This window comes from Butyrivibrio sp. VCB2001 (genome assembly GCF_000423965.1).
GTDB lineage: Bacteria > Bacillota > Clostridia > Lachnospirales > Lachnospiraceae > Butyrivibrio.
In genome coordinates this window covers 1-13502 of sequence record NZ_AUIZ01000006.1, presented here as the reverse complement: position 1 = coordinate 13502, position 13502 = coordinate 1, and the positions used below count along the sequence as shown (strand labels likewise).

Here is a 13502-nt window from a genome sequence, read left to right as displayed (position 1 = left end):
GATGACTAATTCGTTAAAAGACTATGAGGAAATGTTTCAAAGGCTGTCTCTATCTGAACTTGAGGTAGAAGATGGGGGCTTTAAGCTGAGGATGAAAAAAGAATGGACGGCTTCTGTTCCGGCAGCTGTTGCGCCGGAGAGTGCGGTGCAGATTCAGGCTTCCGAGATGGCATTAGAACCGGCTGTGGAGACGGCAACTGAGTCCAAGGCAGTATCGGGAGTAGAAGTTAAAGCGCCGCTCCTTGGCGTCTTCTACGGAGCTGTCGGTGGCAAAAGAGCTGTCGAAGTCGGCGATAAGGTGGAAAAGGGCGATGTTTTGTGCACTCTTGAAGCCATGAAGATGATGAACGAGGTCAAGGCTCCCGTCAGCGGAACGGTTAAGCAGGTTCTTGCTGCGGAGGGTGACCTTGTGGAGTTTGATCAGGTTCTTTTTGTCATTGAGTAAGGAAGGAAATATGGACAGAGAAGAGATTAAGGGGATTCTCCCCCACAGGGAGCCCATGCTTTTGGTGGATGAGGCTTATCTTAACGAAGACGGCTCGGCGACGGGCTACTATCATGTCCGGGGAGACGAGTTCTTTTTACAGGGGCATTTCCCTGGGAATCCGATTGTTCCCGGGGTTATCCAGTGCGAGATGATGGCCCAGTCCGCCTGCATCATGTTTGCGGACAGGATGAAGAAAAAAGGCACAACCCCGGTATATACGGGCCTTGATAAGGTCAGGTTCAGGGGCATGATAAAACCCGGAGACACTATAAGGATTGATACAAAGATACTTAAACAGAGCCATCCGATGTATATGCTGCACGGAGAGCTCAGCGTTGACGGAAAAAGGTGCATGAACGGCGATTTTTCTTTTGCCATATTGGAGGAAAAGGAGAGAAACTAAGATGTTTTCTAAGATCCTTATTGCGAACAGAGGCGAAGTTGCTGTCAGGGTCATCAGAGCCTGCAAGGAGATGGGGATCCAGACTGTGGCTGTCTATTCCAAGGCCGACAGGAACGCTCTCCACGTGGAGATGGCGGATGAGAGCTATTGCATAGGCGGACCCATGGTAAAAGACAGCTATCTGAACATGGACGTTATTATTACCGTGGCAAAGAAGACCGGAGCAGAGGCCATTCATCCGGGATACGGAATGCTCTCGGAAAACCCTGAGTTTGCAAGGAAATGCAGGGAAAATGGCGTTGTGCTGATCAGTCCCGGCGAAGAAGTCATGCACAAGATGGGACAGAAAGAGGTCGCCAGGGAGATTGCAAAGAGCGCCGATGTACCTGTGACGCCGGGAAGTGAGATTTTAAGTGGTGCTGATGATGCTCTTAAGTGGGCCGGGGAGATCGGATATCCTGTGATCCTTAAGGCCAGAGCCGGAGGCGGCGGAAAGGGCATCAGAGTAGTACGTGAGGAAAAAGAGCTTATCCCGGCCTTTGAACAGGTGAAAAAGGAAGCCGAAAGCTCTTTTGCCGATGACGCAGTCTTCATGGAGAAATACCTAGAAAACGTCAAGCATGTGGAGGTTCAGATAATCGCTGACTGCAAGGGAAAGGTCCTGATCCTCGGGGACAGGGACTGTTCCGTGCAGAGAAAGAACCAGAAGCTCATCGAGGAGTGTCCTGCGCCGGTTTTATCGGAAGAGCTAAGGGGCAGGATGTACGAGGCGGCCAGGAGACTGGCTGTGAAGGTGGGCTATGTCACTGTGGGAACCGTGGAGTTTCTGGTAAAAGGGGACAAGTTCTTTTTCATGGAAATGAACACGAGGCTTCAGGTGGAGCACTCCGTTACGGAGATGGTCTGCGGAATTGACATCGTTGAGTGGCAGATCAGGACTGCTGCGGGGGTTGAGCTGCCCTATGAGCAGGAGGATATCGGCAGGAAAAAGCATGCAATTGAGTGCAGGATCTGCGCCGAAAACGCCAGGGATTTTACGCCTTCTACAGGGAAAGTGGAGCTACTGCATGTGCCCGGGGGCGTTGATGTCAGGTTTGATTCGGCTCTTTATCAGAGCTATGTGGTTACGCCCTTCTACGACTCAATGCTGGGCAAGCTCATTGTGTGCTCTGATACCAGGGATGGGGCCATTCGTAAGATGAAGAGCGCTCTGTCGGAGTTTGTGCTGCTGGGCATTGATAACAACAGGGATATGCACATGAAATTCATGGAAAACGGCAGGTTTGTCATAGGTAACTACGATACGGGGATCTGTCAGAAAGTGTTGTAAGATATGGAGCTTAAAAGCTTATTTTTAAAGGCGAATAATGAGCTTGAGAATACTGAGAACAGGCCAAGGAGCAGGCGCATAACCTGCAAGAAGTGCGGGAAACAGGTGTCTGTGGCCAGGATCAGGAAAAACTTTTTTGTATGCCCGGAGTGCGGGCATTATTTTCCGGTAAGGGCAAGGAGGAGGATCCTCATGCTCACGGATAAACGAAGCTTTATCGAGATGGACAGGGACATGGAGTCCAGGAATATCCTGGATTTCCCGGGATATGAGGAGAAGCTCGTTGCTGCCAGGGAAAAGAGCCGTGAAAACGAGGGAGTTATTTGCGGAGAAGCCACTATTGGCGGAAGCAGGGTCTGCATTTTTGCCATGGACAGCAATTTTATGATGGGTTCCATGGGCGCTGTTGTGGGCGAGAAGATAACAAGGCTCTTTGAGTATGCGACGGAAAGGCATCTGCCGGTGGTGGGAGTTACGGTTTCCGGCGGCGCAAGAATGCAAGAGGGAATGATTTCTCTGATGCAGATGTCCAAGATTTCTGCGGCGGTTAAAAGGCACGACAGGGAGGGGAATCTCTATGTGGTGCTCCTCACCAATCCAACTACGGGCGGAGTCGATGCCTCTTTTGCCATGCTGGGTGATATCACTTTGTCGGAACCCAGGGCCAGAGTGGGATTTGCAGGGCCGAGGGTGATTGAGAAGACGCTTAATCAGAAGCTCCCTGAGGGGTTCCAAAAGGCCGAGAGGGTGCTGGAGTGCGGATTTATTGATGCGATAGTGCCGCGCCAGGAGCAGAGGGAGTATCTTGACAGGATACTTAAGCTCCATGGCTATGGTGCATAGAGGTGGTTTTGAGAAATGAATGATATTGAGATAGTTAAGGCAGCCAGGTCGGAAAACAGGCTTACTTCCAAGGATTTTCTGGGAGGTGTGGTCAGGGACTTCATGGAATTTCACGGGGACAGGCTCTTTGGCGAGGACAGGGCCATAATCGCCGGGATTGGCAGGATTGAAGATATAGCGATTACTGTGATCGGAATCGAAAAGGGCAAGAATACTGAGGAGCGCATTGAGCATAACTTTGGAAGCGCTATGCCCGAAGGATACAGGAAAGCCCTTAGGCTCATGAAGCAGGCTGAGAAGTTTGGCCGGCCGGTTGTTTGCTTTGTGGATACGGCCGGTGCGTACTGCGGGATTGATGCAGAGGAGAGGGGCCAGGGAAGGGCGATCGCCCAGTGTCTTGCAGAGATGTCGGATCTTGAGACGCCTATTTTGTCTGTTGTTATCGGAGAAGGCGGAAGCGGCGGAGCGCTGGCTCTAAGTCATGCGGATAGGATCTGGATGCTGGAGGATGCGTATTTTAGCGTTGTTTCGCCGGAGAGCTGCGCAAATATCCTTTGGAAGAGCACGGAGAAGGCGGATGTGGCTGCTGCTGCGCTGGGACTTACGGCGGATAAGCTCTATAAGCTGGGGCTTATCGATAAGGTCGTAAGGAGCGTGGATATGGCGTCTCTGACAGGGGAGATTGCCGGGCAGCTGAGGGAACTTCTTGGGGTGCCGGCCGGGGAACTTGTTGCGCAGAGGTACAGGAAGTTCAGGAAAGTCGGATATTGAAGACGGTAGATGACGGTTATGGGAAATTAAGGGATTGAGGAAATTTAGAGATTAAGGAAATTTAGGGATTATGGGAATGATCTATGAGGATTTCTATAGAGAAATAAAGGATGCAGAGGGAAAGATTGTTGACGTTGAGCTTAGCTACGGTGAGGACTTTAACTTTGCTTATGATGTCATGGACAGGTTTGCAAGGGAACTTCCGGAGGCGTTGGCTCTTTTGCATAAAACCGCGGATGGCAGGGTTACAAGGTTTACGTTTGGTGATATCAAGAGGCTGTCGGATAAGGCGGCTAATGCGCTTAAGGGGCTTGGTGTAGGCCGTGGAGACAGCGTGATGCTGCTCCTTAAGAGGCGATATGAGTTCTGGGTCAGCATTCTGGCTATTCACAAGCTGGGGGCTGTGGCTATTCCCACGTCACATATGGTTTCGGCGGAGGATATCAGGGAGAGGATGAAACTCTCAGGGGCTAAGGCTGTGATATGCGTAAATGCCGATGATATCTGTGACAAGGTGCAGGAGGCTGTAAATGGGCTTTCTGTGACTATGGTTGTGGTCGGGGATCGGTATAAGGATGAGCTGGGATTTGGAGATCTGGTGGGGGGAGCCGAGAGCTCTTTTGCCAGAGTAAAGACCGGCGTATCGGATCCGATGCTGTATTATTTCACTTCGGGAACTAATGGGGCGCCAAAGGCGGTTATACATGACTTTTCGTATCCGCTGGCGCATATTTTTACGGCTAAATGCTGGCACGGAGTAAAGCCCGGCGGACTTCACCTTACTGTGGCGGACTCCGGTTGGGCCAAGACTGCCTGGGGCAAGCTCTATGGCCAGTGGTTCATGGGCGCTGCCATCATGGTCTACGACTATGAGCAGTTCTACGCCGGGGATATGCTGCGGCTTTTGGAGGAGGAGCAGGTTAATACGTTCTGCGCGCCTCCTACAATATACAAATATCTGGTGCTGGAGGACATTGGCAGGTATGATCTGAGCCATCTGCACTTTGCGACTACGGCCGGGGAAGCCATGCCAAAGGAGATTTCTGCGAAGTTTAAGGCTCTGACGGGGCTCACGGTTCGGGAGGGCTTTGGCCAGACAGAGACTGCGCTCCAGGTCTGCACACAGGTGGACGGGGAGCAGATTCCGGGCAGTATCGGCAAGGCTTCGCCTCTGTACAGAGTGGAGCTTGTTGATGAGAATAATAAGCCGGTTCGCGCCGGTGAGGAGGGCGAGATTGTCATCATCCCTAAGGATGGCAGGCGTCCGGCCGGTGTCTTTGCCGGATATCTCGGGGATCAGGAGCAGTATGACGAGGTCTGGGAAGGCGGAATCTACCACACCAAGGACATGGCTGTTCAGGATGAGAATGGAAATTTCTTTTTCGTTGGAAGAAACGACGATGTTATTAAGTCAAGTGGCTACAGGATCGGCCCATCTGAGGTCGAGGACATCCTGATGCGCCACCCGGCTGTATTTGAGTGCGCTGTTACAGGCTACCCCTCTAAAAATCGCGGAGCGCTGGTCAAGGCCAGCGTTGTGCTCCGCGACGGTTTCATCGGTGATAACAAGCTGGCGGTAGAGCTTCAGGACTTCGTCAAGAAGAGGACCGCCATCTACAAATATCCCCGCATGATCAAATTCGAAGCCTCCCTTCCCCACAACGCCAACGGCAAGATCCTCCGCTCCGCCATCCGCCGAGCCGACTATGCAAAATGAGCCCTGGGGACGGAGTCAAGGGCTCATTTTTTGAGTCACCGGGGACGTTTCAGATTGTCTCATTTTGAGACAATGGGGACGGTTCTCTTTGACTCCCTTCTTCATGACTCGCTAAAATCGGCAGATTATTACGGTATTTTAGTGACTTTTAATTCAATACCGTAATGATTTTTTCTTGTTTTGTATAGACCTACTGTATTTGCACTGTTTTTTCTTGCGTACAGTAGAGTCCCCTGATATGACAATTTCTGATTACGGTATCTATACAGATTTCGCTTGTATACATGCGCTAAATGCCCGAAGTTTATAAAAAAGAGTCAAAGAGAACCGTCCCCGTTGACTCTTTTTGTGCTAACATGGAGGTATGGAGGAGGCGTAGATATGTGGTTCTGGTTAGCACTGGGGTCGGCGATATTTGCTGCACTTACATCAATACTTGCAAAGATTGGAATTGAAGGGGTTGGATCAAATCTGGCTACGGCAATCCGAACCATGGTGGTGGTTGTCATGGCCTGGGGCATGGTCTTTATAACAAATCAGCAATCCGGCATAAGGTCAATTTCACAGAAAAGCTGGATTTTCTTAATTCTATCGGGCCTGGCGACGGGAGCTTCCTGGCTGTGCTACTACAAAGCACTGCAGCTGGGTGATGCTTCCAAGGTTGTGCCCATCGACAAACTTTCCGTTGTAATTACACTTGTTTTGGCATTTGTTTTTCTGCATGAAGATTTTACTGCAAAATCAGCAATCGGATGTGTACTTATAGGGGCAGGAACTCTGCTAATGGTGGTGTGATATGAAGGTATTTGAGGGGAACATTTTAACAGTTAACAGGAACAATGATGTCGCAAGGTTTCTGGTTGAAGATGGCGGCAGAATAGTATTTGTGGGAAAAGAGCTCCCGGAGAAATTCACTGAAGTGGATAGAATCAACCTTGGAAACAAGGCCCTGATCCCGTCTTTTTGCGATACACATCAGCATTTTGCTTCTTTTTCGCAGTTCCACGCAGGTCTTAATGTCATGGAATGCAGCACGAATAAAGAGATCCTTGAGGGAATAAGAGAGTTTAAGGGCAGATGCAAGGAAAAGATCATGATCGCCTTCGGCGCATCGCCGTATTCTGTTGAGGAAAAGAGACTTGTAAGCAGGGAAGAGATAGACTCTGTCTGCGCCGAAAAGCCCGTTTTCATGGTCAAATACGATGGTCATGCGTGTGTGGTCAACAGCGCACTTCTAAAACTGGTTGACAGTAAAGTCAAGAATCTGCGCGGTTATCATCCTGATACCGGAGAAATGAATCAGGAAGCCTTTTTCGCGGTTTCTGACTACATTACAAATTCTATACAGATCCCAACACTTATCAAAAACATGCAGCGCGCGGTTGATTACCAGGCTTCAAAGGGCATAGGAATGATACATACCGTCAGCGGCGTTGGATTCCCGCTAAACATGGACATAACCATGGAAAAGCTCGTTGCAAAGGGCATACAGCATGGATTTCAGATAAGAGTATTTCCGCAGTCACTTAACGTCAAGGTTGCGACCAGCAGAAATCTCCCAAGAATAGGAGGGTGCTTTGAGTGCGCTCTTGATGGATGCTTTGGTTCGCATGATGCGTCGATGAATGAGCCGTATGTTGATGAAATTGGCGGAAATGGCGTTCTTTATTACTCGGATGAGAAGGTGACTGAGTTCTGCAAGGCTGCCAACAGAGCAGGCCTTCAGATTGAAATGCATGCGATTGGTGATAAGGCCTTTGATCAGGCTACAAGAGCAATTAAGGCAGCGCTTGATGACTATCCAAGGAATGATCACAGACATGGAATTATCCATGACTGTCTCCCGACCAGGGAAGGCCTTGCCATCTGCAAGGAGTATCACATTCAGCTGCCTATGCAGATAGCCTTTGATAATTGGAAACAGGAGCCACCGGAATATACTGAGAGCATTCTTGGGAAAGAGAGAAATTCCCGCCTTAACCCGGTTAGAACCTTCATGGATGCAGGCTGCATAGTGTCCTTTGGAAGTGACGGCCCATGCACGGATCCGGACCCGATTGTCTGGCTGCACAAGGCTGTTAACCACAGCAACCTGTCGGAGGCAGTTTCCGTACAGGACGCCCTTCGTATGTGCACTTACAACGGTTATTACACAACCTTTGATGAGAAGGAGCGAGGCTCACTGGAAGAAGGCAAGATAGCTGATATGGTCATACTGTCAGAAAATCCATACAGTGTTCCGGTGGATAAATTAAAAGACATCAAGGTTGAAAAGCTCTATCTTGAAGGAAAAGAGTACAAGCCTCAGAGCAAATCTGTCGCAGGCATGGTGCTTTTCGGACTTTTCTCGCAAGCAAAAGCATGACTCTTTTTACCAGTCTGAATCCCAGTCTGTATATCCTGAGTCCCAACTGTCGGAGCTCCAGCCTGAATCGTAGTCGTAGCTGGACTCGTATCTGGAACCGCCGTAACTACTGCTTCCACCGCCTCCGATACCTCCGAGACCGAAGATGACAACTAATATCCAAACAATAATGGATATGATCGCAGTAAGTACACGTGAGGATCCATCGCCATTACCGTTACTTCCTGAGCGTCCGCTTGAAGAACCTTCATAGCTTTCATCCATACCAAGGTCAAAGCCGGAGCTTACCGGATGATCCTCGATATGGAAGTTTCTGATGCTCTCGGGCATTCCGGTATACGATGAGGATCTCTCGTATTTGTTGCGCTCTCTTTCGGCCATATCGGCTGCGTATCTGAGTTTCTGGTTCGCAATCTCGGACTGAAGACGGTCGTAAAGCTCCACAACGGCAAACTCTTCGTCTGTTCCGCGGTAGCGAATCGCCCGGCTTCCGTCTGCTTTATTCTTGTAAACTACAAATTCTCCGGTTTTATCATCCTTGTAAATACCAAAAGCCTTGGCGCCGGTATAATCGAAGCCTACGAAAAACCTGGTTTTGCTGGGTGTAAAACCGTTTCTCTCGCAATAGTCTTTTAATTCATCAATTGTTTTGGGGATTCCGCCATTAGCATAATCTGTTGTGCTCATGATCTTACTCCTTTATTGATAATCTGCCTTTCTAATATGTATACAACTAAGAGGCAGATATTGTTGCAAAAAATCTTGACCATGCCTTAGCCCTTAGATACGATTGTAAGTGTGATTGTTTAGCTTATAAGGAGGTCAGGAATGGACAACTTTCGATATTATACACCAACAGAAGTGATTTTTGGAAAAGAAGTTGAGAAGGAGACCGGGGAAACTGCCAAAAAGTACGGAAACAAGGCGCTCCTCGTATTCGGAAAAGGGAGCGTAATAAAGAGCGGACTTCTTGAGAGAGTAGAAAAATCTCTGTCCGCAGCCGGCATTGAATACAAGGAATTCGGCGGAGCCAAGCCAAATCCTACCCTGGCCCATGCTAAAGAGGGCGTAAAAGAGGCGCTTGCCTTTGGCGCAGATATGATAATCGGAGTGGGTGGCGGAAGTGCCATTGATACTGCAAAAGCCATAGCCCACGGAACAGCAAATCCCGAAAACGACCTGTGGGGGCTCTGGACTAAGAAGGTACCACTCACCAGATCCCTTCCTGTCGGAGCGGTTCTTACAATCGCAGCTGCAGGCAGCGAAATGAGCGACTCCGCAGTACTTACAAACGAGGAGATTGGCAAGAAAGCCGGCATAAATACTGACTTTAACAGATGCAGATTTGCTATCGTAAACCCTGCACTTGGTGCAACTCTTCCCAAGAATCAGATAGCTGCAGGCGTTACAGACATCATGATGCACACCATGGAGAGATATTTTATCCCGGACAGTCACTGTGATATGACAGACGAGATTGCAGAGGGGCTTCTCAGGACAGTCATAAAGAATGGCAGGATTGCAGTAGAAGATCCGGCCAACTATGATGCGATGTGCGAAGTTTTCTGGGCATCAAGCCTTTCACATAACAACCTCACAGAGTGCGGAAGAGGCAAGGATTTCTCAGTTCACAAGCTGGGACATGCGCTCTCAGCGCGCTACGACGTAACTCACGGTGATTCCCTCGCGGCAGTATGGGGCTCCTGGGCAAAAGAGCTTTACAGGGAGGCACTTCCCAGATTTGCCCGCTACGCAAGGAAAGTGTGGGAGGTTTCGGAGACTGACGATGAGAAGGCAGCTCTTTCAGGAATAGAAAAGACCGTGGAATTCTTTAAGTCAATCGGAATGCCTGTAAGTCTGAAGGACCTGGGCATCAACCCCACTGAAGAGGATCTTAAGGCTCTTTCACTGGATGCGACCATGCAGGACACACTGAAGCTTTCAAGGATAAGACCGCTGTCAGCTGAGGACGTTAACAGGATATATCATAAGGCTATTGGATGATAGCCAAATTATAAGGAATAGGGATATTAGTAGTACATGCTTAAAAAATTAAATGAATTTGGTGAGCGCGGAGGCATTATAAGAAAAATACTGGCCTTTGTGGCATCTTTAGTGCTCATATTTGGAAGTTTTGCAATCGGTTTTCTTGTTTCGCTTTACTTGTGCGCGATTATAGATGAAACGATAGGATCGGCTGCGCTTACGATGTTATCTATATTTACGCTTTTGCCAATAGGAGGTCTGGGACCGATATTTCTTTTGGCATATGGACTTCCCGGAAAGCATAAGAGCAAGGAGGAAGAAAAGGAAGAAGAAAAGGAAGATTATTCTGTTTTTTCTGCCAGCTTGCCGCTCAAACCCAATAAATTCGGTGAATTGCCACATTTTGGAAAAATGTTTGGTTCCTTGTGGTTAAAAGAGCTTTTGCGAGATGAGGTATTTCATCGCTATACCTACCAGTCGGGAAAAGAAGCCCGTTTTCTGAAGGTGAGCGAGTCGGGGAAGTGGATTTCTTTTTTGGGAGGATATCTTCCGGTAGACCTGATAATCGGCTACAACAAAGGGAAAGCCGAACTATATACTGTTGATGGAAACACTATCTTGCTTCCGTTCATTGCTCATAGCACCATTTTTAGCAGAGAACTTGAGAACTTTTTCAAAGAAAAAGGCGAGTATTATACAGCTGTACCTGAACATGCATGGCTTGAATTTGCGAGTACCAACGGTTGGAGAGATGAGGCTCTTGCAAAGAAAGACTGGGGTGCATTTCGATATCTCTGGGAAAAGAATCTCCTGAACAAGTATAAGAAAAAAGTCGGTAGCAGCACTGATATTTATGAAAGGGTTCTTTCAGATAAGGAGGTCAAAAGGATAGTCAGGGATGTCAAAGCAGGGGATGAAGATCTTTTAACCTATCTGAATTTTGACAGGTACAAGAACGATCAGAGCGTATGCAACGGTGTTGAGCTCTTAAGGCTGCTTGGATATCCCCAAAACGTTGAGGGGATTGACTTTCTTTTTGACTGTCTGGGAGATGTTGATGAGCCGTACTTTTTCATGGCAGTAGAGGTTTTAAAGATTTACCCTAAAAAGGTTCGCGAGGAGCGAATTGAGTACTATGCAAAGCTTGCACATGAGAATGGTGACGTTGAGAAATTCGGCGGCTTATTATATCTGGCAAAAGAGCTAAAGTACGAAATCAAGTATGTTGATAAAATGAAGAAAATGGAAGATAAAAAGGAGGAAGAAAATGGCTTATACCAGGCAAGCAGATGCTAACGTGATAACACAGCAGTACATGGATTCAATACTCATTGAGTCAAGGTACATCGATTCAGTTAAGGCAAATACGGAAATAGAGTTTCTGGGGGAGACTTTTTCCATGCCCGTTATGACACCGGCTTTTTCGCATCTTAGTAACTACAATGGCCGCGAAAAGACCGGGCTGGAAGAATATTCGGAAGCTGCAAGAGACTTAAATATCCTTAATTTCTGCGGAATGATGGAAAACGATCAGTTCAAAAAGCTTGTCGATACCGGCGCAAAGACCATCAGGATCGTTAAGCCCTATGCGGACAATGGTAAGGTAAAAGACCAGATGCAGTTTGCAGAGTCGGTTGGCGCGTTTGGAATCGGTATGGATATTGACCATATCTTTGGAAATGATGGCTATGACGTTGTTGTGGGCGAGGAAATGAGCTTCCAGACCTCAGAAATGCTGCGTTCTTATGTTGAACTGACCAAGCTTCCTTTCGTTGTAAAGGGTGTCCTCAGTGTCGCAGATGCAGTAAAGAGCGCTGATATCGGAGCAAAGGCCATAATTGTCAGCCATCATCACGGCCGCGTGCCTTACGCCGTACCTCCGATGGTTGTCCTTCCTGAGATAAAAGACGCTTTGGAGGGCAGGGACGTTAAGATAATCGTCGACTGCGGAATCGCAACAGGCGCGGATGTATTCAAGGCTCTGGCACTTGGCGCAGACGCAGCAGCTGTTGGAAGATCAATGCTTCCATCCCTTGAAAGCCAGGGAACAGCAGGCGTATGTGAGTTCATAAAGGGCGTTGGAAATGAGCTCAGATATATAATGAGTTCCACAGGATTTGAGAATGTTTCAGACATCGACAGCTCAGTGCTGTATCAGGTTTAATAACAGGTGAAATTGTTCGCTTTTTCAAAAAAGTGGTAAGATTGATGATATGGAAAATAAAACTTATACATCAATTAAAGAAGAACTTGAAGTAACCAAGGAAAATGGCCGGGTCATCAGGGGATTGATATACAGACCGGATGGCGAAGGCTCTTTTCCCACGGTTATATTTGCTCACGGCTTTGGGTCAAACTACAGAGAGCTGATGCACCATGGCGCAGGATATGCGGAAAGCGGCATTGTATGCGTGTTCTTTGACTTCTGTGGCGGCGGAATGGAGTCTACAAGCGACGGAACCATGCAGGAGATGACCGTCATGACTGAGGCTGCGGATCTCGTGGCAGTTATGGAGAGTGTAAAGTGCCTGCCATACGTTAACAAGGACAGCTTGTATCTTCAGGGCGAGTCTCAGGGAGGGCTTGTTTCCGCGATTGTTGGCCGCGCTTATACGGAAGACGTCAAGGGTCTAATTCTCTGGTATCCGGCTTTTGTCATTCCGGATGATTCCAAAAAGCGCCTTGAGCGAGGCGAAACCGAGGTGTTCGGCATGAAGCTCAGTCCCGATTACGACAAGGTCGCAGTGGATATCGATGTAAAAGACCTGCAGACGGGCTTTGGGAAACCGGTACTTCTGATCCACGGCAACAAGGACGACGTTGTGCCGATTGAGTACTCCAGGACTGCAGCTGCCAACTACGGTTACGCAACGCTGCGCGAGGTAAAGGGCGCAGGCCACGGCTTCGACGGCAAGGATTCCGACATGGCGAGGGAAGCGTCTGTGGATTTTGTGAAGATTTATGAGCATATTTCGTGAGAGATAGGTAGATGGAAGGATGCAAGGGGTTGCCCTGAGCGTCCTTCTTTTTTTGCGCGTATTGGTCACTAAGCGGGGCTGGGGAAAGATGCTTGCGCTAGGCTTTTTACATGTCAGGAGGGGGAAAAGTGCCCTGTATGCCATAAAATTAAAGTAGGAAAAGAGCTTTGTGCAATTGATTTACATGTCAAGAAGGGGTAAAAGTGGCATCCTGTCACAAAATTTGGCTCAAAAAAAGGTTTTGCGCAATGGATTTTCATGTCAAAGAGGGTAAAAAGGACCTATCTGGGTCAAGTCCTTTTTTGTGTGTAAATTACCTTTAGGTGTTAATCAGCGTTATGCCGCCAATAGCTTCAGCTGTTCGTCGGCTATTTCCTTAAGTTGTGGAATGTAATCATCTATCGATTGTAGCAGTTTTGTGGGATAACCATAATTATGTACTGAAGCGAATGTTTCGTGAACATCCATAAGCACGCTTCCCATGATCCTTATTACCGAAGCCTCATTAGGAAATACTCCGATTACCTTTGAACGGCGCTTTAATTCGCGATTCAGGCGTTCTATATGATTCGATGTTCGATGAAATATCCTAAGCCGATTAGGTAATACCATTACCGTCATT

14 protein-coding genes are annotated in these 13502 nt (G+C 48.2%); 12 read left to right on the top strand and 2 right to left on the bottom strand.

Going from position 1 to position 13502, the window contains the following annotated elements:
• Nucleotide 1: 1 nt before the first annotated feature.
• The 8 genes from G589_RS0108110 (at nt 2) to G589_RS0108075 (ending at nt 7916) form a co-directional block, all read left to right on the top strand.
• Entirely contained in the window at nt 2–445 is a 444-nt protein-coding gene (locus G589_RS0108110) for an acetyl-CoA carboxylase biotin carboxyl carrier protein (RefSeq protein WP_035775692.1), read from the top strand.
• 10 nt (nt 446–455) lie between these two features.
• The gene (fabZ, locus tag G589_RS0108105) at nt 456–890 is read left to right on the top strand and encodes a 3-hydroxyacyl-ACP dehydratase FabZ (RefSeq protein ID WP_026521757.1); all 435 of its coding nucleotides are present in this window, start codon (nt 456–458) and stop codon (nt 888–890) included.
• Nucleotide 891: 1 nt separating this feature from the next.
• The gene (locus G589_RS0108100) at nt 892–2220 is read left to right on the top strand and encodes an acetyl-CoA carboxylase biotin carboxylase subunit (protein ID WP_026521756.1); all 1329 of its coding nucleotides are present in this window, start codon (nt 892–894) and stop codon (nt 2218–2220) included.
• Between the two features lie 3 nt (nt 2221–2223).
• Entirely contained in the window at nt 2224–3063 is an 840-nt protein-coding gene (gene accD, locus G589_RS0108095; RefSeq protein WP_026521755.1) for an acetyl-CoA carboxylase, carboxyltransferase subunit beta, read from the top strand.
• A 15-nt stretch (nt 3064–3078) separates the two neighbouring features.
• Entirely contained in the window at nt 3079–3834 is a 756-nt protein-coding gene (accA, locus tag G589_RS0108090) for a carboxyltransferase subunit alpha (protein ID WP_026521754.1), read from the top strand.
• Nucleotides 3835–3904: 70 nt separating this feature from the next.
• Complete coding sequence (locus G589_RS19290; RefSeq protein WP_035775690.1) at nt 3905–5551, top strand: AMP-binding protein; 1647 nt, start codon at nt 3905–3907, stop codon at nt 5549–5551.
• 381 nt (nt 5552–5932) lie between these two features.
• On the top strand, nt 5933–6346 hold the full coding sequence (locus G589_RS0108080; protein ID WP_026521753.1) for an EamA family transporter: 414 nt from the start codon (nt 5933–5935) through the stop codon (nt 6344–6346).
• 1 nt (nt 6347) lies between these two features.
• On the top strand, nt 6348–7916 hold the full coding sequence (locus G589_RS0108075) for an amidohydrolase (RefSeq protein WP_026521752.1): 1569 nt from the start codon (nt 6348–6350) through the stop codon (nt 7914–7916).
• Between the two features lie 6 nt (nt 7917–7922).
• Here G589_RS0108075 and G589_RS0108070 read toward each other — a convergent pair whose 3' ends face one another.
• Complete coding sequence (locus G589_RS0108070; protein ID WP_026521751.1) at nt 7923–8603, bottom strand: hypothetical protein; 681 nt, start codon at nt 8601–8603, stop codon at nt 7923–7925.
• 141 nt (nt 8604–8744) lie between these two features.
• On the opposite strand from G589_RS0108070, the gene G589_RS0108065 reads away from it, so the two are divergent.
• Genes G589_RS0108065 through G589_RS19285 form a run of 4 tightly spaced genes read left to right on the top strand, consistent with a single transcriptional unit; the run spans nt 8745 to nt 12880 of the window.
• Nucleotides 8745–9920: an iron-containing alcohol dehydrogenase gene (locus tag G589_RS0108065; protein WP_026521750.1), complete on the top strand. Its 1176-nt coding sequence runs from the start codon at nt 8745–8747 to the stop codon at nt 9918–9920.
• A gap of 36 nt (nt 9921–9956) precedes the next feature.
• Nucleotides 9957–11198 (top strand): hypothetical protein, encoded by a 1242-nt coding sequence (locus G589_RS0108060; protein ID WP_026521749.1) that lies wholly within the window; start codon nt 9957–9959, stop codon nt 11196–11198.
• Nucleotides 11170–12066, top strand: coding sequence for an alpha-hydroxy-acid oxidizing protein (locus tag G589_RS0108055; RefSeq protein ID WP_051192260.1), 897 nt, complete (start codon nt 11170–11172; stop codon nt 12064–12066). Before G589_RS0108060 ends, G589_RS0108055 begins: the two co-directional genes overlap by 29 nt.
• 49 nt (nt 12067–12115) lie before the next feature.
• Nucleotides 12116–12880, top strand: coding sequence for an alpha/beta hydrolase family protein (locus G589_RS19285; protein ID WP_051192259.1), 765 nt, complete (start codon nt 12116–12118; stop codon nt 12878–12880).
• A 336-nt stretch (nt 12881–13216) separates the two neighbouring features.
• Here G589_RS19285 and G589_RS22090 read toward each other — a convergent pair.
• On the bottom strand, nt 13217–13502 hold a 286-nt coding region (locus G589_RS22090; protein ID WP_026521747.1), incomplete at its 5' end, for a transposase.

What these genes read in the sequence shown, in the direction of transcription:
- G589_RS0108110 (WP_035775692.1), top strand. Translation starts at nt 2, where the DNA reads ATGACTAATTCGTTAAAAGACTATGAGGAAATGTTTCAAAGGCTGTCT.
- fabZ (WP_026521757.1), top strand. Translation starts at nt 456, where the DNA reads ATGGACAGAGAAGAGATTAAGGGGATTCTCCCCCACAGGGAGCCCATG.
- G589_RS0108100 (WP_026521756.1), top strand. Translation starts at nt 892, where the DNA reads ATGTTTTCTAAGATCCTTATTGCGAACAGAGGCGAAGTTGCTGTCAGG.
- accD (WP_026521755.1), top strand. Translation starts at nt 2,224, where the DNA reads ATGGAGCTTAAAAGCTTATTTTTAAAGGCGAATAATGAGCTTGAGAAT.
- accA (WP_026521754.1), top strand. Translation starts at nt 3,079, where the DNA reads ATGAATGATATTGAGATAGTTAAGGCAGCCAGGTCGGAAAACAGGCTT.
- G589_RS19290 (WP_035775690.1), top strand. Translation starts at nt 3,905, where the DNA reads ATGGGAATGATCTATGAGGATTTCTATAGAGAAATAAAGGATGCAGAG.
- G589_RS0108080 (WP_026521753.1), top strand. Translation starts at nt 5,933, where the DNA reads ATGTGGTTCTGGTTAGCACTGGGGTCGGCGATATTTGCTGCACTTACA.
- G589_RS0108075 (WP_026521752.1), top strand. Translation starts at nt 6,348, where the DNA reads ATGAAGGTATTTGAGGGGAACATTTTAACAGTTAACAGGAACAATGAT.
- G589_RS0108070 (WP_026521751.1), bottom strand. Translation starts at nt 8,603, where the DNA reads ATGAGCACAACAGATTATGCTAATGGCGGAATCCCCAAAACAATTGAT.
- G589_RS0108065 (WP_026521750.1), top strand. Translation starts at nt 8,745, where the DNA reads ATGGACAACTTTCGATATTATACACCAACAGAAGTGATTTTTGGAAAA.
- G589_RS0108060 (WP_026521749.1), top strand. Translation starts at nt 9,957, where the DNA reads ATGCTTAAAAAATTAAATGAATTTGGTGAGCGCGGAGGCATTATAAGA.
- G589_RS0108055 (WP_051192260.1), top strand. Translation starts at nt 11,170, where the DNA reads ATGGCTTATACCAGGCAAGCAGATGCTAACGTGATAACACAGCAGTAC.
- G589_RS19285 (WP_051192259.1), top strand. Translation starts at nt 12,116, where the DNA reads ATGGAAAATAAAACTTATACATCAATTAAAGAAGAACTTGAAGTAACC.